Genomic DNA, 19,115 nt, shown 5'->3' with positions numbered 1-19,115 from the left:
CCGAGTCACCCTTCCACGCCGTCAAGACGTGGATCACTCAGACGGATCACGCCCACGGTCGTGACCGTCGCGGCCCTGACCGCCTCGCTCCTGGTGTCGGGCAGCACCCTGCCCGCGCAGGCCGACCCCACGCCCGGTCCCTCGGTGCCGGTCCAGACGCCGTTTCCCCGCCCGAAGGACCCCGATGCCCCGCTGCGCGCGGCGATCACGGAGGCCAGGAAGCAGAACAAACCTGTCGAGGCCATCGGGGCCTTCACCGAGACCTCGCGCACCTGGGCCTTTCCGGACGGCAGCCTGAAGACGGAGTCGTACTCGGGCCCCGCGCAGGTTGAGCAGTCCGATGGTTCGTGGGCGTGGATCGACACCACGCTGGTGGAGAAGGACGGTGTTCTCAAGCCCAAGGTGGCCAAGGCCGACCTCGCCTTCTCCCTCGGCGGGGGCGACACCCCGTTCGCGGTGATGAAGCGTGACGCGAAACAGAGCCTCAGCCTCTCCTGGGACGGGAAACTGCCCCGTCCCGTGGTGAAGGGCAACGTCGCCACCTACCCGGACGCCGCCGGGCCCGCGGCCGACCTGGTCGTCACCGCCCTGCCCACCGGCTTCCGGCACGACGTGGTGCTGCGTGAGCGTCCCAAGGGGCCGCTGGAGATCCGCATCCCGGTGGAGTCTCCGGAGCTGACCCTCGCCATGTCCAAGCGGGGCGGCCTGGAGCTCACCGACGCCAAGGACAAGGTCGTCGCCCAGGCGCCGAAGCCGGTGATGTGGGACAGCACCGGCTTCGGCGCGCGGGACCCCAAGGCCACCGCCGTCCCGCGTAACGCCCCGATCGCCACCTCCGTCGTCGAGGACGGTGGCGAACGGACACTGGTCCTCAAGCCGGACACCGGCTGGCTGGCCGACCCCGCCACCGTCTACCCCGTCGTGGTGGACCCCACCTCCACGTTGACCGTCAAGACCGACACGCTGCTCTCCAGCGGTGCGGACTGCGTCACCAACGACCAGCCGGGCGCCACGCTGCTGAAGATCGGTGCCGCCTACTCCAGCTGCAACGGGGTGAGCGCGGTCAACTACTGGCGCTCGTACCTGAAGTTCGACGTCGCGACCCTGGCGAACAAGCCCATCATCTCCTCGACCATGCAGCTGTGGCGCACCGAGTCACCCGGCTGCCACCTGCGCGGTGACGGCAAGGTCTACGCGGGCCGGGTCAACGCCGACTGGACCACGGGCAGGATGACCTGGTCCAACAAGCCCGGCACCAACGACTTCGTGGCCACCCCCTGCCCGACCACGAATGTCCTTACCCCCGGCGTGATGACCTGGCCGATCACCAACTGGGTCAAGGGGTGGGCGAGCGGGCAGCCCAACTACGGTGTCGAGCTCAAGGGACCCAGCGAGAGCGTCGACCGCTTCAACGGCTACTCGGCGGTCTACCACTCCGCGGAGACGACCGGCACCGGCGCCACCCCGCCCAAGCTGATCACCCAGTACATCCTGCCGCCCGAGATCCCGACGGTCACCGCCGAGTCGGTCGACTCGATGGACGGCGAGCACGCGATCATCCGCGAGAAGTCGGCCAGAGTCGGCTACAAGTCCGCCTCCGTCGACGGAAGGAACATCGACTACTACGTTTCCGTCGTCGACTCCACCGCTCCTCTTCCGACCTGGACCACGGGCGGCGGGGAGGTAGGCAAGTGGAGTTTCACCGAGGGCACCGAAGGCACCGACTCCAGCGGCAAGGGAAACCCGCTGATTTTCATCGCCAACCGCTACTCATGGGTCAACGGCAAGGACGGCAAGGCCCTGTTCCTCAACGGCACCTCGGCCAACCCGTCGACCGCCTCCACCGAAGAGCCGGTGCTGCGCACCGACAAGAGCTTCTCCGCGGCCGGTTGGGTCCGGCTGGACGTCGGCACCAGCACGATCCCGCTGATCAGCCAGAGCGGCACTGTCAACAGCGCCTTCACCGTCGGCTACAGCTCCACCGGCGGCAAGTGGAACATGCAGATGCACCACGACAACACCGCCACCAGCGCCGTAACGGAGATCAAGTCCTCTGCGGCCGCGCAGATCGGCACCTGGACCCACCTGGCCGGCGTCTACGACGCCGTCGCCAAGAAGATCCGCCTGTACGTCAACGGTGTCCAGGCCGCCGAAGCCGACTACACCGTCACCCCCTGGCAGGCCGACCAGATCTTCGAGCTCGGCAACGGCAAGCATGCCGGTACCGGCTACTCCTCGGTCAAGGCCGCCTACGACGAGATCCGCGCCTACGACCGGGCCCTGAGCCCCACCGAGATCCAGTGGATGCTCAACCTCACGCCGCCTACCAACGCCAACCTGCCCTCCGGCCAGAGCGCGTCCATCACCTACGACGTCAGCAACGTCGACAGCTTCAAGATCTCCGTCAGGGCGTGCATCAACGGGGTCACCCCCATCACCTGTAGCGAAAGCCCGTACTACCGCATCACCACCGACGCGCCGTACGTTCCCACGGACGCCGAGACCGGCATGGCCGACCCAACCCGGCCGATCCTGTCCGGCATGGTCAACCGCCCCTCGGGCGGTCCGGTCACCGCCAAGTATTTCCTCTACAACAGCACCGGCGCTCCGGTCGGCTCCAGCCCGCTCGGCGAACGTACGGTCAACGGCGGAGAGCGCGCGTCCTTCCAGGTGCCGGAGAACACCGTCCAGCTCGGCGGAACCTACACCTGGCAGATGCAGGCCTGCGCCCTGGAGATCTGCACCGCCAAGACCGCCCCGGTCAGCGTCACCATCCCCGGCACCCCACCGGAACCACCCACTGAAACCGTCAACCGTCTGACCCTGCTCAAGGACAACTTCGTCATCAAGACCGCCAAGGTCGACCCGACGGCCTGTGACGGTGGCCCTTGTGTGCTCACGGATTCCGCCACCATCCAACTGGGCGGTGCGGGAGCGGACAAGGTCGCGACCGTGCTGGGCATCAAGCTCAGCGAGTTGCCCGACGGTGCCGGTGTGTCCGAGGGAATCCTCAAACTCGGAACGCCTACCTGCTCTTCGGGGGTGTGTCCGGCAGACACAGTGATCACTGCGGTGCCTTTGAAGAGCGAGGTGACCGGAGAAACCAAGGGATCAGACCTGGAAGATGACATCGATGACAGCACTGCTGCCTATACCTTCCCGATCGCCGCGCCGCAGGCCGACATCGCCGGTAGTGAGTATCAGTGGCTGATGCTTACCTCCGGCAGCGACGAGGCCATCGCCTTCGGCAGCTCAGGAGTCACCGACCAGCCGTCGATCGTCCTTACCTACATGCCTGCGGGCCCTCCGGGCAACGTTCTCAATCTTGTCGCCTCGGCTGGTGACGGTGGTGCGGTCGTGAGCTGGGGGTTGCCGGAGACCAACGGGAGTGTCGCGCTCCTGGATGGTTACGACATCGAGGTGTCCGGTGCCAGCGGCGTCCGCACTCTCAAGGCCACCGATCCGTTCACCCCGGTCGCCGGTCTCACTAACGGCACTGTCTACACGATCAAGGTCCGAGCGCGTACTGCCTTCGGTGTCAGTGGATGGGAGTCCACAACCGTTACTCCCAAGGCGGTGCCGCCCCCGCCTCCGCCCTCGTCCTCTCAGGGGTGTGTTCCTTACCTGGACACGCGTTCTCAAGCCACAGATGCTCAGTCGGTGTCGACCACACAGGACTACACGGACAGGGTCAGGAGTTACTACGAGACGCAGGACGCGGTCCTGGAAGATCAAGCGGCAACGGTCTGGCAAGCACCCGGAGTGACTCCGGACAGTCCTATCACTGCCCAGATATCTCTTCTCAACCTTTCACTGATCGGTCAGAAGAACAGTCTGACCGCCCTGGGGCTGGCTCGCACCAATTCCACCGTCACTCTTGATGACGTGGTCGTGCAGGAGGTGGGGGGTGACATGGTGCGTGTGACCGTCAAGGTCACACGGGACTGGGAAGAGGTGCCCACGACACCGGAGGAAGGGATGGCCGCCGCGAGGACGGCCGACGGCATCCCAGGCCAGGTCGAGCCGGGTGAATCCACTATCTCGATCTTTGTTTTCGATCGTTGCGGCGGTCTGACCATCATCGAGGCCCCGATGCCCGCCGAGCAGGACTCCACTGACTTTGGTGACCCTGGGGCTGTCGAGTGTGCGGGGGAGTCTTCGGAGGCCCGAGCGTCGGCCGCCACCCAGTGTGGTTCTGCCGGTGGCGTCGCTCCCGGTGGTGGCCAGAAATGTGCCATCGGGCAGTACAGCCTCTACTGCGAGGTCAATCAAAAACTGGGGAAGAAAAATTGGTGGGTGCTGTCCTCCGTGTATTCGAGCTGGCTCGACCCTGAGCGGTATGGGACGACCGATCGGCTGCAGAGGTGGGAGCTGTCGAAATTCAACAACTTCATGTATGCATATCCGCAGAACAAGAAGTATTGGAACACGGATTTCGCCAAGGCATTCAAGAAGGCTCTCCGGTATGAGAGCAAGGATCCAAAAAAGGATATGGGCGGAATGGAGATGAAGGCGATTGCCTGCTTCCGCCACAATCTTTCTCAGGCGCAGGCGAACCTGGAAGGTGGGCTCAGCCTCGATCCGGCGAGCAACGGGGTGAAGGGAACTATATCCTTCAGTGGCAGCAAGGTGGAAAAGTGCCACGAACAGGTCGCGCTGAACGAGGATCCGAACAACCCCACAACTGCCAAGGATCAAACGGGTCAGGTGGTTGTCAAATGCGAGGAGCCATTCTCGGGCACCTGTAAAATCGACCGTTACGGCCACTACATGAGAAACTTTCTCAAGGCCTACTTCACGGTTAAGACGACAGATCCGCAGACGGGAAAAACCGGTTCGCTGAAATACTCGGTCAGATCAGAGCATGCCTACACGTGTGATCTGGAGGCGAAGCTGATCGCCCGTCTGGTGGGAACAGAGGTACAGCTGCATCCCATTGCCTGTAAGGGGGAGGCGGTTGAGCTGTATGGTTCGCTAGACTAGCGGCCAACCGTTCGAGATGATCAGGGGGTGGGGGAACGTATGTTCTCTCACCCCTTGCTGTATGCCTCAAGCATATTTTCGGAAAGGAGAAGTAAATGGTCGTGAAGATTTTTCGGCACGCTAGCCCCGTTGTCATCGGAGCCGCGGCTATCGTCATCCTTCTTCTTTTTTCTGGGCGTCTGTTCGGGCCATGGAAGGAATACAGCAACAACGACAGAGCTCGTCTGGTCGTCGCCAACGCGTTCGCTGTCAGCCACCCGGGCCATTATGTTGTCTTTGAGGATCTCAAAGATGAGGATATGAGCGTCCGGCCCGATGGAGGGTCTATCTCAATTGTCCTGGGCCCGCGATCTTCCTACGTTGCCGGAACGGTTCAGAGCCACCGATACAGAACAAGTTTGAAACTTCTTCCGTCTGGGGATTTGGAGCTTCCGCAGCTCGTGGACACGAGTGCTGCCAGGGCTCTCGATGCACTCGATCAGGCAGAGACTGGTGTGGAGTCCGCTGCGAGCATGCTCCGCGGTATGAAGGGGCCAGTGGTAGTGACAGCTCTTGTGTGGTTGACACACCCGCTGAGCGAGGATGCCGCGCGGAGGTCGTGGAACAAAGGATTCGACGCTGTTTTCATGGATTCGCCGGATGACAATACCTCTCCCATGTTGTGGTCACCCTCCGCATGCGCCTGGAAAGGCATCGGTGATTGCGACGAGGAGATGATGCGGTCTCCCATACGGCAGTTCCAACGTTGGGCCTCCCTGCTTGAAGCGAACGACGCGCCTGTTTTAATGCAGCTGAATCTGGATCTGCAGGAGATACAGGCCCGCGCTAAGGAAGGGCTGGTATACGGATATCTCGTGACAGGTCACCAGGAGGAGCTGATGAAACTGTCGAAGGATCGCAGCATCGAGAAGATGCAGATCGTTGACGTTGTTTTAGACTCCTGAGCATTACTAACTGGCTGTACGTCGGGACTGTCGCCACCTGCTGTGTGGCAAGCCGCACTTGCACCGTCAGTCGAAGCGATCCGACTTCACAGCGGTGAGGAAGGTGCCCCACTTGCCCGGGGTGAAAACGAGGGCCGGGCCTGCGGGGTTCTTGCTGTCTCGGATGGCGATGACCACCGGGAGGTTTCCGGCGACCTCGACGTAGTTTCCGCCGCTGTCGCCGCTGAGGGAGCTCTTTTTCCAGGCGGCCCCGGAAAGGTCAGGGCCGGTCAGATTTGCTGCTTCCATTGGTCCCTCGCTTCTTTGTTCATCTCTAGCGATTGTCCGGGACGGTACGCCTCTGCCCGGATCTTGTCATACCTGTCCCAGACGACGCCTACCAGATTGTGTTCCGCTGACACTTCGCCCTCTCCCGCCGACTCCACGGAGACGGCGGTCGGCGCGTCCGTCAGCTGGGCGATCACGAAGCCGGACATCAGGCCCGCTGTGCAGGGGGTGTCGTGGGGGACGAGTTGCACCTTCACGTTCTGGCGACTGGCGAGGGCCACGAGGTGGTCGAGCTGCTCGTACATGACCTCAGGGCCTCCGATGGGGCGGCGGAGCACCCACTCGTCGAAAAGCGCCCACAGGACGAGCGGGTTGTCCTTTGTGAGGACCAGCTGTCGCCGCATGCGGGCGCTGACCTGCTCCTCGATCTCCCGGTCCGAAGTGGCCAGACCCCACGTCCGGAGCGTGCTGGAGAACTCCGGCCGAAGGGATACGTACGACGCCGAGCTTCTCGTCAGTGAGCTGGTCTCGAACGCGGTCAGGCACTCGGAGTCGGGACGCGCCGGTGGCCGGGTGACGGTCGCGGTGGCGAACCTCGTCGACGTCGTCCGGATAGCGGTGATCGACGAAGGGTCCTCCGTCCGCATGCCCGGGCTCCCGGCCGAGCCCGCCGAGGACGCCGAGGGCGGTCGTGGGCTCTGGCTGGTCCGCGAGGTGGCTCTGTCGTGGGGCTGGTACGAGGGCACGGCGGGACGCGTCGTCTGGTTCCAGCTGGCACGGCGATGAGCGGCACGCCCGGCGACCCGAAACCCGGGACGATGGCCGTTCTCGTCGCCCGGTACGGCAGGCACTGGCTCATTTCCGAGGCGATGGGAGGTGGCTACTACGCCGTACGCCGCCACAGCTTGTCCGAGGAGTTTCTCAACACGAGAAACCTGTCCAACGTGATGTGCGCGGCCACCTTCGGGGAAATGGTGCGCCGCCTGGCGGCCGAGAATAAGCGTGAGAATCGGCCGTTGAGATAACAATTCTACGAGTCATCGCTTTCAATCGTCCGGAACGGCTGTGAACCCCACCGCCCGCCCGGTGATGTAATTCGTTTGCCCGTGAGTCCCCGTAGAAGACATGATCGAGCATGGCGATGACACCGGAACCGCTCGCTTACGCGGAGGCGGTACGGGTGGTGCGGCCCGACGGCCCGACGGCCCGACGGCCCGACGGCCCGATGGCCTGGTGGCCTGGTGGCCGCGGCGACCCAGGGTGCCGTGCCCTCATGCTCGACGCCCAGCGTCGCCTGGAGTCGGTCCCCTCGCTGCTGGGCGTGAGCGGCTACCTGCTCACCCTCGCCTATAAGGCACCCTGATCCCTGTTCTACTCGCGACGACACCGTCGTCCTATGGAGATATCTTGTCGATTCGAATTGTCCCGCTGGTCGATTCTCATCCGGGTGCGTCCAGTCACCGGCTGGTGTGGCTGGCCTCCGACGGTGACGGGACTCCGGTGGGATCGGCGTTCCTCCGCCTGTTCGACCGGGAGGGCCAGGACCACCTGGCCGAGCTGGAGCTGAACGTGCACCCGGCGGAGCGGCGCGCGGGTGTCGGCTCCGAGTTGCTGGCGCGAGCGGTCGCGGGTGCCGAGGGGGAGGGGCGGCGCTGCGTGCTCGCCCAGGCCACGGCCGGTACGCCGGGTGACCTGTTCCTGGCGGCCAGGGGGTTCAGGAAGGTGCTCACCCTGACGTACGCCAGGCTCGTGCTGGCCGACGCCGCCGTGGACACGATCATCGGCGACCCGCCCGCCGGGTATCGGCTGCGTTCCTGGGACGGGACGGTGCCGGACGAGCTGGCCGACACCTTCACCGCCTCCCGCCGGGCCATGGACGACATGCCGATGGACGACACCGACTACGGCGTCGTGGTCTGGGACGTCGAACGGGTCAGGGCGGCGGCCCGGGCCATCGCGGACCGTGGTGAGTCGCTCCACACGGTCGTCGCCGTCGACGAGTCCGACGGCTCGATCGCCGGGTTCACCGAGCTGGTCGTCCCCGGCGACGGCAAGGGCGACGGCCAGCACTACGGTACGGGAGTCCTGCCGGAACACCGTGGCCACGGCCTGGCCAGGTGGATGAAGGCCGAGGCGATCCGGCAGGCCCGCGAACGCCACCCGGACCTGGGCGGGCTGCTGGCCGACACCGCCGACAGCAACACCCGCATGCGGGCCGTCAACGACTCGCTCGGCTACCGGCCCACCCACAGGACGTTCCAGTACCAGCTGGACATGTGAGGTTCACGGTGGTGGCAGGACGCCCAACCGCCACCGCCATCTGAGGCGGCCGACCGCCGATCAGGTACCAGCTGGACCTGTGAGGTTCGCGGTGGTGGCAGGACGCCCAACCGCCGCCGCCATCTGAGGCGGCCGAGGTGGCCGCGAAACGTCCTGCCACCGGGAACGGCTCAGCCGACCACGCGGAACCGGATGCCCGTCGCGTGCGGCACGTGGGTCAGCTCGACGCGTTCCAGCCGGACGTTGGTCCCGCCCGGGTGGTCGAAGAGCCGGACGCCGTCGCCCAGCAGGACGGGGGCGACGAAGACGAGGATCTCGTCGAGCACACCCGCCTCAAGGCACTGCCGGGCGGTGTCGGCGCCGAGGATGTTGACGTACTTCTCACCGGCGGCGGCCTTGGCCGCGGCGACGCCGGTGCCGAGGTCGCCGACGAAGGTGACACCCGGCACCGGGGTGTCCGGGATGTGGTGGGTGAGTACGAACTGCGGCCCGGTCCATCCTCCGCCGAACGCCTTGCCCTCCCTCTCCGTGCCCCGGTGGGGGTCGTCGCCGCGGAAGGTGCGGTTGCCGACGAGAAGCGCGCCGATCTCCTCGACGACCCTGTCGACCGTCGGGTTGGGGCCGAGGTGTTCGGTCATCCAGGACATGTCACCGCCGGGACCGGCGATGAAACCGTCCAGTGACATGGTGACCGAATACAGCATCCTGCCCATGAGGTACCTCCGTCGGGATCACTTCCAACTGACCCGTGCTGAGACGGCGGACCGTGCGAAAACTCATCGGTGTTCGGAAAATCAGTGTTTCGGAGATCGGGGTTCGGGAGATCGGGATTCCGGAGACAGCGTCATGGGCAGGGCGAACGTCGCGAACAGGCCGAGGTCGTGGAAGGCGGTGGCCTCCACGATCAGGTCGTCCTCGATCCGCAGCACGGAGATCCCGAAGGCGCTGTGGGCGGGCTCGTCGAGGCGCCGTACGTAGGCCGCCACGGCCGGTTGCCGGTTGGCCCGGGTGGGCAGCATCCGGAACCGGCCCACGTAGTCGGGCGAGCCGGGGTCCCAGCTCGCCGCCAGCGCAGCCACGACCGCGTCGCGCCCCCGGAACCACATGGGCCACGGCGGCATCTCCGTCCGTACGTCCTCGGCCAGCAGGTCGGCGACCGCGGTGAGGTCGGCGCGTTCCATCGCGTCCATGTAGCGGCGCAGCACCGTCCGCTCCCGCTCGGTGGGCTCCGCCGACGGCGCCCAGTCCAGGCGGTGTTCCGGCAGGTGCTCCCTCAGCGTCGTCCGGGCCCGCTGCAACGCGCTGTTCACCGACGCCACGCTGCCCTCCAGCAGCGTCGCGACCCGCTTGGCGGGCCAGCCGAGCACGTCGCGCAGGATCAGCGCCGCCCGCTGCCGGGGCGGCAGGTGCTGGAGCGCGGCCAGGAACGCCAGCTCGATCGTCTCCCTGGTGACGGCCACCGAGTCCGGCTCGGTCTCGCTGGGCGCGACCGGCTCCCACAGCCGGTCGGGGAACGGCTGAAGCCACGCGATGTCCGTACGGGGTGACAGCGCCGCGCTCGGGTCCGACGGCCCGGCCAGGTGGTGGGGGAGCACCCGGTACGCCCGGCCGTCGAGGGCGTCCAGGCACGCGTTCGTCGCGATCCGGTACAGCCAGGTCCGGAACGTCGAGCGCCCCTCGAAGCCGCCGAGGCTCTTCCAGGCGCGCAGGAACGTCTCCTGGACCAGGTCCTCCGCCTCGTCGAACGAGCCCAGCATCCGGTAGCAGTGCACCCGCAGCTCACCCCGGTGACGCTCGACGAGCGCCGCGAACGCGGGCTCGTCGCCCGCCCGCGCGGCGGCCACCACCGCGTCGCCGTCCCCCGCGTCCATCAACCGCCCCCTCGCCCCTGCCCCCCGGCCCGGCCCCTGGCAGGAACCCTACGACAGGCACGACGGGATCGCGGCCTGTCAAGGAGCACGCCGCGTACGGCACGGCCCGGTGCTCCCCGCGCCCGGACGAAAAGCGGAACGGGTGTGCCCGGCAAACAGGGCACACCCGTCGTACGCGAGGAAGCGAGGGAAGGCTAGAACCAGCCGCGCTTCTGGGCCATGGACTGCAGGCCGCCGCGCAGGGACTGCTCCACCTGGCCCGGGTGGTCGTTGTAGTGGACGGTGAAGCGGCTGAAGGTGTCGTGGCTGGAGCCGAAGCTGCCGCGCTTGTCGGCCTCCAGGATGATGTCCATGGCCTGGGGCCCGGCGATGAAGGTGAGCTCCAGCTCGTTGAAGTGGCGGCGGTAGTCGTTGCCCGCGTAGTACTCGATCTCCTGGAAGAACGGCATCCGCGAGCCGGACAGGGTGCCCCGCTCCAGGTCGGCCTTCTTGAAGCGGAAACCGAGGTTGTCCAGCGCGCCGAGCACGTGGTCCTGGGCGGGCAGCGGGTTGACGAAGAGCGCGTCGAGGTCGCCCTTGTCGAGCGCGCCCGCCAGGGCGAGCTCGGTGGAGACGCCGAGCTGCATGCCGCGCAGCGGGTGGCCGCCGATGGCGCTGATCGGGGTCTCCCAGGGGACCTGGATCTCGAAGGGGGCCGACTGCGGGGCGCCCGCGGCGAGGTGGAACGGGCCGGTGATCTGCTGACGCAGGAAGCTGTACGTCGACTTGTACTCGTTGTCGCCGCTCTCGACCTCGACGACGGCGGTGAAGTCGATGAAGATGCCCTCGACCTTGTAGTCGGAGCCGCCGCCGCGGAAGTTGACCTGCCCGCGCAGGACCTCGCCCGGCCGCACCTGAGAGTTCTGCAGCACGGTGTCGACCTCGACACCGGCGCCGAACGCGGCCATCAGCTTACGGAACACCATTTGGAACTCCCAGGGGTTGGAGATTTTCTCATCAGGGGGCTTGGTTCTGCGGTTTGACCTGGCCGTTGCCGCCGCCGTTCAGCTGGGGCAGGATCTGGGCCAGAAGCAGGGTGGACAGGGCGGAGGTGTCGCCGGAGGCGCCGGAGGTGCGGACGACGACGGGGCGCGGGGCGCTCTCGGCGAGCCTGGCGCCCACGTCGAGCCTGCGGCGGGCCAGCTCGTACTGGAGCACCGCGCGGTTGTCGCGGTAGGAGTCGGCGAGCCTGCGCAGCCCCTTCGCCTCGTTCTCGGCGGAGGTGAGCTCGGCCCGGCCCCTCGCCTCGATCTCCCAGCGCACCCGCTGCGCCTCGGTCTCGTGCTCCTCCAGCATGCGGGCGACGTCCTTACGGGCGGTGTTGGCGGCGGCTCTCACCTCGACGATACGCGCGTCCCGCGTCTTTTTGGAACGTTCGATCTCCATCAGCAGGGTGTCGATCCTGCGCTTGCGGGTGAGCTCCCACTCGCGCTCGAAGGCCGACAGTTCCTTGGCGACCTTCTCGCGGGTGGCCAGGTGCTGCTGGTACTGGTCGGGCAGCTGCACGTCGGGGATGTTGGCGCCGGTGATGCGCACGCCGTACCGGCCGAGCTGGCGGGTGAGGAGCTCCTGCATGTCGCCGACGTCGGATCCGCGCAGGTCGTAGGCCCGCTCGGTGTTCACCAGGCGGCTGCGCTGGCGGATGGCGTCCTGTACGGCGCTGCTGAGCACCAGGTCGAAGTTACCGGCGCCGATCGTACGGACGAAGGCCACCGGATCGACGATGCGGAACTTCAGGAAGAACTCGATGGACTTGAGCGGGACGTTCTCCGCCGTCGGGCAGGCCACGATCGGCGCGGAGTAGGGGATCTCGGTGGAGGTGTCGACCACCGCGTCGACCCGGTCCCACGGCAGCCACAGGTAGTGGCGTCCCGGGGGCAGCGTGCCGACGATGGCGCCCCAGCGGCTGCGTACGCCGGTGGTGCCCTCCTCGATCTCGATGATCGCCCGGCGCCACAGCCACACCAGCGCCGCGACCAGGGAGAACACCGCTCCGACCGCGGCCAGCAGGGAGAGCGCCCCGTCGGCGAACACCGCCGTGCCGGCCAGGTAGAGGGCGAGGAAGAGCAGCGCCACCCAGGCGAAGCCCCGGCGGTCCTTGGGGATCACCACCGGGACCAGCTGGCCCGACTCGCCGCCGCGCAGCAGCTGGCGGATCTCCGACCAGGAGGCCAGAGATTCCTTGATCTTGGAGAACTCTCTGCCGCTCATCGGACCTCTTCTTCTTCCTGGACGACCCGCCCCGCGACGGGGACGGGGACGACGGTGTCGGCGGGGGTGTTGAGCAGGGAGCTGATCTCCGCTCCGCGTTCCTCGACGCGGCCGCCGATCTCGCTCATCCGCGCCCTGATCGCGGCCATGTCCGCCGGGGAGAACAGCTGGGCCTCGGGGTTGCCGACCAGCTGCCTGGCCAGGGCGAGCAGGTCGATGTCGACGGCGTCGCCGACCTGTACCAGGCGCGGCAGGTGCGAGGCGACGGACTCCAGCTTGTCGAGCAGGTCCTGCTGGAAGCGGTAGTCGAGGATCTCCGGAGCCTCGGCGGCGCTCAGCGAGCGGATGTCCAGCGCCTGCGCCTCCAGCAGCGCCGCGTTGGCCTTGGCGGTGGACTCCGCCTCCACCAGCCGCTGGCCGCCCTGGGCCTTGGCCTGGTGGGAGGCGCGCTCCAGCGCGGTGTCGATCCTGGCCTGGTGCCCGGCGATCTCGGCGTGGATGGCCGACAGCTGCTCCTGCAGCCCGGCCAGCTCCTTGATCAGGTCGCCCTCGTTCTGCTCCTTGCGCAGCTGGAGCTCGTACTCGTAGGTGTACGCCTCCTTGGCGACCCTGATCATCTCGGGGGCGGCCAGGTCCATCCGGTACTCCTGGCTGGACGGCTCGGCGTGCGTGATGTTGACGTCGGTGAGCCGTACGGCGGGCAGGAACTGCTGGTTGAGGTTGTCCAGCATGCCCATGGTGCTCTCGCCCACCAGGTCGTAGATCTCCTCGGCGCGCTGGGCGTAGATGAGGGAGCGGGTGACCTCGCTGATGGCGTTCTGCAGCTTGGCCTGGAAGCCGCTCACCGAGCCGAGCACGAAGATGAACTCGGCCGGGTCCTCGATCCGGAACTGCAGGAACAGGTCGACGCTGGCCTTGACGCCCTGCTGGGTGGGGGCCTCGCGGATGGGGGCGTTGAACGGGTACTCGCGGGTGGTGTTGACGATGTAGCTGACCCGCTTCCACGGGTTGAACAGCGTCACCCGGCCCGGCTCGGCGATCTGCACGAGCTTGCCGAACTTCGTGATCAGCGCCTTGCAGCCCTCGGGCACCATGACCACGCTCCTGCGCCACCACAGGAACGCCGCGGCCAGCACCAGCACGGCCCAGTAGTGCGGGCCGAAGAGCACCCGGGCCCCCTCGGGCAGCCCGGTGGCGACGAGCCCGACCAGGCCGAGCGCGGCCAGCACGACCAGCGGGACGACCACCCTGGCGGTGGTGCCCTTGGGGATGACCACGGGGGAGATGACGTGGACCGGCTCGCCGTTCGGGCCGTTGCCGCCGAAGCTCCGGTTGACGATCTCCCCGGCCTCGTTGAGCGCGGCGCTGCGGGCCTCGATGACCGTGCCCAGGGAGGAGCCCTGGTCGCGGGCGGCCAGGAAGTCGGAGGGGTTGAGCGCGAAGCCCTTGTCCGCGCCGGTGCTCCCGGTGTTCGCCTGCCCCACGAACTGCTCGGCCACCTGCCCGGCGTACTGTCCCGCGGCCTGCCCGGCGTACTGCCCCACGGCCTGGCCGACCATCTGGCGCACGTCGCCGCCCTGCCCTATGGCCTGCGCTGCGGCCCTCGCGTACTGCGCGGCTTCTCTTGGCCGGGACATCACACCTCCGGGTCAGTGATATATCGAAAGCCCGATATATCACGCTTTGTGATCATTGACACGCGAAACAGTAAAGGGGATCCCGCTTGCGGATCACTTGCCACGCGGTTGACGGCGATCCGTCCGTACGCGGACCGGTGAACTCGTACGACGGACCTCTGAAGAAGGATTGTCGGTCACGCCGCCTACAGTGGGACAGGTGAGGCCGGTAACAGATTTGCAGCGCAGTGTGGCGCCCTTCGACGTCGTCACCGACATGACCCCCTCGGGCGACCAGCCCGCCGCGATCGCCGAGCTCGAACGGCGCGTCAAGGCCGGAGACAGGGACAACGTCCTGCTGGGCGCCACGGGCACGGGCAAGACCGCCACGGTCGCCTGGCTGATCGAGCGCCTCCAGCGGCCGACCCTGGTCATCCAGCCCAACAAGACGCTCGCCGCCCAGTTCGCCAACGAGCTGCGCGAGATGTTGCCCAACAACGCCGTCGAATACTTCGTCTCCTACTACGACTACTACCAGCCCGAGGCGTACGTCCCGCAGAGCGACACCTACATCGAGAAGGACTCCTCGATCAACGAGGAGGTCGAGCGGCTGCGCCACTCGGCGACCAACTCGCTGCTGACCCGCCGCGACACGATCGTGGTGGCCTCCGTGTCGTGCATCTACGGCCTGGGCACCCCGCAGGAGTACGTCGACCGCATGGTCAGGCTCAAGGTCGGCCAGGAGATCGACCGCGACACCCTGCTGCGCCGCCTGGTCGACATGCAGTACACCCGCAACGACATGGCCTTCACCCGGGGCACCTTCCGGGTGCGCGGCGACACCGTCGAGATCATCCCCAAGTACGAAGAGCTCGCCGTGCGGATCGAGATGTTCGGCGACGAGATCGAGAAGCTCGCGACCATGCACCCGCTCACCGGCGAGGTGATCACCGAGGACGAGGAGCTCTACATCTTCCCCGCCTCCCACTACGTCGCGGGCGCCGAGCGGATGGAGAGCGCCATCCGGGGCATCGAGGCCGAGCTGGCCGAGACCCTGGAGACCATGGAGCGCCAGGGCAAGCTCCTGGAGGCCCAGCGGCTGCGCATGCGCACCACGTACGACCTGGAGATGATGCGCCAGATCGGCACCTGCTCCGGCATCGAGAACTACTCGCGCCACATGGACGGCCGCACCCCGGGCAGCGCGCCCAACACCCTGCTCGACTACTTCCCCGAGGACTTCATGCTGGTCCTGGACGAGTCCCACCAGACCGTCCCGCAGATCGGCGCGATGTACGAGGGAGACGCCTCCCGCAAGCGCACGCTCGTCGACCACGGCTTCCGGCTGCCGTCCGCGATGGACAACCGCCCGCTGAAGTGGGAGGAGTTCCTGGAGCGGATCGGCCAGACGGTCTACCTGTCGGCCACCCCCGGCACCTACGAGCTGGGCCGCTCCAAGGGCGACGTGGTCGAGCAGGTCATCCGGCCGACCGGCCTGATCGACCCCGAGGTGATCGTCAAGCCGACCAAGTCGCAGATCGACGACCTGGTCCACGAGATCCGCACCCGTACGGAGAAGGACGAGCGGGTCCTGGTCACCACGCTGACCAAGAAGATGTCCGAGGACCTCACCGACTACCTGCTGGAGCTCGGCATCCGGGTCCGCTACCTGCACAGCGAGGTCGACACCCTGCGCCGCATCGAGCTGCTGCGCGAGCTGCGGATGGGCGAGTACGACGTGCTGGTCGGCATCAACCTGCTCCGCGAGGGTCTCGACCTGCCCGAGGTGTCGCTGGTGGCCATCCTCGACGCCGACAAGGAGGGCTTCCTGCGCTCGGAGACCTCCCTGATCCAGACCATCGGCCGCGCGGCCAGAAACGTCTCCGGCCAGGTGCACATGTACGCCGACCGGGTCACCCCCTCCATGGAGCGGGCGATCGACGAGACCAACCGCCGCCGGGCCAAGCAGATCGCCTACAACGAGGCCAACGGCATCGACCCGCAGCCGCTCCGCAAGAAGATCGCCGACATCCTCGACTCGCTCAGCCGCGAGGACGCCGACACCGCCCAGCTCCTCGGCGGCAGCGGCCGCCAGCAGTCGCGCGGCAAGGCCCCGGTGCCCGGTTTCGCGGTCAAGCAGGCGGGCCAGCACGCCAGGGCGATCGCCGGAGAGATGCCCAGGGCCCAGCTGGAGGCGCTGATGGAGTCGCTCACCGAGCAGATGCACCAGGCCGCCACCGACCTCCAGTTCGAGGTCGCCGCCCGGCTCCGCGACGAGATCAAGGAGCTCAAACGGGAGGTGCGCGACATGCGCGAGGCCGGGGTCTCCTGACCCCGCTTCCCTCCCGGCCGGTCGCGGGTCGGTGTCGGCAGACCCTCGTCTGTCGGCACTCCGCCGAGAGACCGAGAGGCCGAGAAAGCGTGGGGTCGTGGATGGTGAGCATCGAGAACCCGTGCCGAGAGTCGATGTCGGCGAACGGTCCGGCAGGTGGGCTCCGGCAGGCATCCCCGACCTCGGGATACCCCCTGCTCCGAGCCCTGTGACACCGGCCCGAACGGGTCTGACAGTCATCGCGGCATAGCATGACCCGGTGGATATCTCCCGGCTCCCCACCGACGCGCGGCAGCGGCGCAGTTCCGAGATGCGCGCGTTCCTCCGGTCGCGACGAGCCCGGGTGACGCCCGCCGACGTGGGCATGCCGGCGGGCGAGGGCCGTCGTACGCCCGGGTTGCGGCGGGAGGAGGTGGCGGTGCTCGCCGGCCTGGGAGTGTCCTGGTACACATGGCTTGAGCAGGGACGCGACATCAACGTCTCCGCCGACGTCCTGGACGCCATCGCCAGGGTGCTGCGCCTGAAGCCCGCCGAGCGCGAGCACCTGTACCTCCTCGCCGGTCTCAACCCGCCACCGGCGGCGCCGTCCGAGGGCCAGGTCCCCGATGCCGTACGGCGGCTGCTGGAGGGCTGGCTGCCGAGGCCCGCGTACGTCATCGACCGGCACTGGAACGTCCTCGCGGTCAACCGCGCGGCGGAGATCGTGTTCCAGTGCAACGAGCACGACCACAACTGCCTGGTCAGCTTCTTCACCAACGCCCGCTACCGTGCGGCGGTCGTGGACTGGCACGACGCGGCGCGAGCGATGATCGGCCTGTTCCGGGCGGACGCCGCCCGCTACCCGGACGATCCCGAATTCGGCCGCCTGGCCGCGGACCTGTGCGCCGCGAGCCCCGCCTTCGCCGGGATCTGGGCGGAACTCCCCGTGGGCGGTCCCACCCACGGCACCAAGGCCCTGGAGATTCCCGGCCTGGGGACGTTGACCTTCGAGGCGACCATCCTGCCGCTGCCCGAACTGCCCGGCCACCGCCTGTCGCTGCACACCCCCGCACCCGGGACGGGAACGGAGGCCCTGCTGGAGCGCTTGGTGGTGGTGTCAGACCTAGGCTCAGCCAACACTGCCGCGTAGGCTCGCGCCGCTCGAAGATCGTCGGTATGAAGCGATTCACGAACAAGACAGTTCTGATCACCGGCGGTACCAGCGGTATCGGGTTCTCGACGGCGCGCAGGCTTCTCGACGAGGGCGCGTACGTCGTCGTCACCGGCCGCGACCAGGCCCGCCTCGACAGCGCGGCGGAACGCCTGGGCTCCGAGCGGGTCCTGCCCGTCCGCGCGGACGTCAGCGTCGACGTCGACCTCGATCTCCTCGTACGGCGTGTCGAGACCTGGCGCGGCGCTCTCGACGTGGTCTTCGCCAATGCCGGAATCGCGGACTTCAAGCCGGAGTTCACCCCGAAGGACTTCGACCACACCGTCGGAATCAACTTCAAGGGCGTGTTCTTCACGATCCAGAAGGCGCTGCCGTTGATGAGCGACGGAGGTGCCGTCGTCATCAACGCCTCCTGGACCCTGCACCGCGGCCTTCCGGTCGCCTCGATCTACGCCGCCAGCAAGGCCGCCGTGCACAATCTCGCCCGTACGCTCGGCACCGACCTCGCGCCGCGCGGCATCCGCGTCAACTCCGTCAGCCCCGGCTACATCGAGACCGAGATGTACCGGTCCGCCATCGACCCCGCCACGGAGAGCCGCATCATGGCGGAGGTGCCGCTCGGCTCACTCGGCCACCCGGACGACGTCGCCGCCGCCGTCGCCTTCCTGGCCTCGGACGACGCGTCTTACATCACCGGTCAGGACCTCGTCATCGACGGCGGCCTGGTGGGAGCGGCCCCCCTCGGGCTGCGCCTTTGACGGTCATACGGGGCCCGCTGCCTCCGGCCGTGGGGAGGACGTCAAGGGCCGATGAACCTGCCGAGATCGAGATCGATGTCGACCTCGAAGCCGACGTCCGTCTTCAGGTGTCCCCGATGGATGCCCGTCGGGACGTACGCCTTGACAGCGGGCTCCAGCTCGAAGGTGTAGACGACGGGCCTGTCGCCCTCCTGCTCCACGCGCCAGAGGTGCCTGATCCCGGCATCGGAGTATTTGATGGGCTTGGTGGTGCGGTCTCGCTCCAGCGACTCCGGAGACACCACCTCGACCACCAGGTGCACGTCCTCGGGCTTGAACGAGGTCGTCCTCAGGCTCGTCAGCGCGGAACTCGCCACCACCATGATGTCGGGCTCGGGCCGCTGCCTCATTCCCAGGGTCACGGTCATCTCCCGGACGACCATGAGGTGAGCCGGTGGCCGTATGCCGCGTTGCTGATCGATCATCAGATTGATGACGAACATATGGAAAGCGGTCTGCGGAGACATCATGATGAGCGACCCGTCGATCAGTTCGACATGCCGGGGCGCGTCGGGGGGAAGATGATCGAGCATGTCGGCGGTCCACCCGCCGGTCGGCCCCGGGTAGAACCACTCGGGGAAAACGGCTGTCATCAGAGAACCTCCTTCGGCGACACCCGGAAACA

At 67.2% G+C, this 19,115-nt stretch carries 17 protein-coding genes; 9 read left to right on the top strand and 8 right to left on the bottom strand.

The features are described 5' to 3' along the window. Positions 1–60 precede the first annotated feature (60 nt). Entirely contained in the window at positions 61–4,983 is a 4,923-nt protein-coding gene (locus ACW9TB_RS07240) for a LamG-like jellyroll fold domain-containing protein (protein WP_472747152.1), read from the top strand. 95 nt (positions 4,984–5,078) lie between these two features. Then, a complete protein-coding gene (locus tag ACW9TB_RS07235) occupies positions 5,079–5,927 on the top strand; it encodes a hypothetical protein (RefSeq protein ID WP_472747151.1) in 849 nt (282 codons plus the stop codon). 66 nt (positions 5,928–5,993) lie between these two features. Here the strand turns inward: ACW9TB_RS07235 and ACW9TB_RS07230 are convergent, their stop codons facing one another. Next, positions 5,994–6,215 (bottom strand): DUF397 domain-containing protein, encoded by a 222-nt coding sequence (locus tag ACW9TB_RS07230; protein WP_472747150.1) that lies wholly within the window; start codon positions 6,213–6,215, stop codon positions 5,994–5,996. Further along, positions 6,197–6,598: a DUF5753 domain-containing protein gene (locus ACW9TB_RS07225; protein ID WP_472747149.1), complete on the bottom strand. Its 402-nt coding sequence runs from the start codon at positions 6,596–6,598 to the stop codon at positions 6,197–6,199. Before ACW9TB_RS07225 ends, ACW9TB_RS07230 begins: the two co-directional genes overlap by 19 nt. Here ACW9TB_RS07225 and ACW9TB_RS07220 point away from each other — a divergent pair. The 4 genes from ACW9TB_RS07220 to ACW9TB_RS07205 all read left to right on the top strand — a co-directional run bounded on the left by ACW9TB_RS07220 (position 6,597) and on the right by ACW9TB_RS07205 (position 8,474). Beyond that, positions 6,597–6,980: an ATP-binding protein gene (locus tag ACW9TB_RS07220; RefSeq protein WP_472747148.1), complete on the top strand. Its 384-nt coding sequence runs from the start codon at positions 6,597–6,599 to the stop codon at positions 6,978–6,980. The two genes, ACW9TB_RS07225 and ACW9TB_RS07220, sit on opposite strands and share 2 nt — an antisense overlap. After that, positions 6,977–7,219 (top strand): hypothetical protein, encoded by a 243-nt coding sequence (locus ACW9TB_RS07215; protein ID WP_472747147.1) that lies wholly within the window; start codon positions 6,977–6,979, stop codon positions 7,217–7,219. Before ACW9TB_RS07220 ends, ACW9TB_RS07215 begins: the two co-directional genes overlap by 4 nt. Before the next feature lie 110 nt (positions 7,220–7,329). After that, positions 7,330–7,557 (top strand): hypothetical protein, encoded by a 228-nt coding sequence (locus ACW9TB_RS07210; RefSeq protein WP_472747146.1) that lies wholly within the window; start codon positions 7,330–7,332, stop codon positions 7,555–7,557. 44 nt (positions 7,558–7,601) lie between these two features. Further along, entirely contained in the window at positions 7,602–8,474 is an 873-nt protein-coding gene (locus tag ACW9TB_RS07205) for a GNAT family N-acetyltransferase (RefSeq protein WP_472747145.1), read from the top strand. Between the two features lie 170 nt (positions 8,475–8,644). Here ACW9TB_RS07205 and ACW9TB_RS07200 read toward each other — a convergent pair whose 3' ends face one another. The 5 genes from ACW9TB_RS07200 to ACW9TB_RS07180 all read right to left on the bottom strand — a co-directional run bounded on the left by ACW9TB_RS07200 (position 8,645) and on the right by ACW9TB_RS07180 (position 14,232). Then, positions 8,645–9,187, bottom strand: a complete 543-nt coding sequence (locus ACW9TB_RS07200) for a dihydrofolate reductase family protein (RefSeq protein ID WP_472747144.1) — start codon at positions 9,185–9,187, stop codon at positions 8,645–8,647. Positions 9,188–9,268: 81 nt separating this feature from the next. Continuing rightward, positions 9,269–10,345: a sigma-70 family RNA polymerase sigma factor gene (locus ACW9TB_RS07195; RefSeq protein WP_472747143.1), complete on the bottom strand. Its 1,077-nt coding sequence runs from the start codon at positions 10,343–10,345 to the stop codon at positions 9,269–9,271. Positions 10,346–10,539: 194 nt separating this feature from the next. After that, positions 10,540–11,310, bottom strand: coding sequence for a sporulation protein (locus tag ACW9TB_RS07190; RefSeq protein ID WP_472747142.1), 771 nt, complete (start codon positions 11,308–11,310; stop codon positions 10,540–10,542). Positions 11,311–11,341: 31 nt separating this feature from the next. Beyond that, complete coding sequence (locus ACW9TB_RS07185; RefSeq protein ID WP_472747141.1) at positions 11,342–12,595, bottom strand: SPFH domain-containing protein; 1,254 nt, start codon at positions 12,593–12,595, stop codon at positions 11,342–11,344. Further along, positions 12,592–14,232: an SPFH domain-containing protein gene (locus ACW9TB_RS07180; protein ID WP_472747140.1), complete on the bottom strand. Its 1,641-nt coding sequence runs from the start codon at positions 14,230–14,232 to the stop codon at positions 12,592–12,594. Before ACW9TB_RS07180 ends, ACW9TB_RS07185 begins: the two co-directional genes overlap by 4 nt. A 199-nt stretch (positions 14,233–14,431) precedes the next feature. Between ACW9TB_RS07180 and uvrB the strand changes: the two genes are divergently transcribed. The 3 genes from uvrB (at position 14,432) to ACW9TB_RS07165 (ending at position 18,451) form a co-directional block, all read left to right on the top strand. Beyond that, a complete protein-coding gene (uvrB, locus tag ACW9TB_RS07175) occupies positions 14,432–16,543 on the top strand; it encodes an excinuclease ABC subunit UvrB (protein WP_472747139.1) in 2,112 nt (703 codons plus the stop codon). Between the two features lie 259 nt (positions 16,544–16,802). Then, a complete protein-coding gene (locus tag ACW9TB_RS07170) occupies positions 16,803–17,672 on the top strand; it encodes a helix-turn-helix transcriptional regulator (RefSeq protein WP_472747138.1) in 870 nt (289 codons plus the stop codon). Between the two features lie 26 nt (positions 17,673–17,698). Further along, positions 17,699–18,451 carry an SDR family NAD(P)-dependent oxidoreductase gene (locus tag ACW9TB_RS07165; RefSeq protein WP_472747137.1) on the top strand — a complete coding sequence of 251 codons (753 nt, stop codon included), beginning with the start codon at positions 17,699–17,701 and terminating at the stop codon, positions 18,449–18,451. 41 nt (positions 18,452–18,492) lie between these two features. On the opposite strand, the gene ACW9TB_RS07160 is transcribed toward ACW9TB_RS07165, so the two are convergent. Beyond that, positions 18,493–19,083, bottom strand: coding sequence for a Uma2 family endonuclease (locus ACW9TB_RS07160; RefSeq protein ID WP_472747136.1), 591 nt, complete (start codon positions 19,081–19,083; stop codon positions 18,493–18,495). Positions 19,084–19,115 lie beyond the last annotated feature (32 nt).

The sequence above is a fragment of the Streptosporangium sp. H13245 genome (genome assembly GCF_055690525.1).
This window is presented reverse-complemented; position numbering and strand designations above follow the sequence as displayed.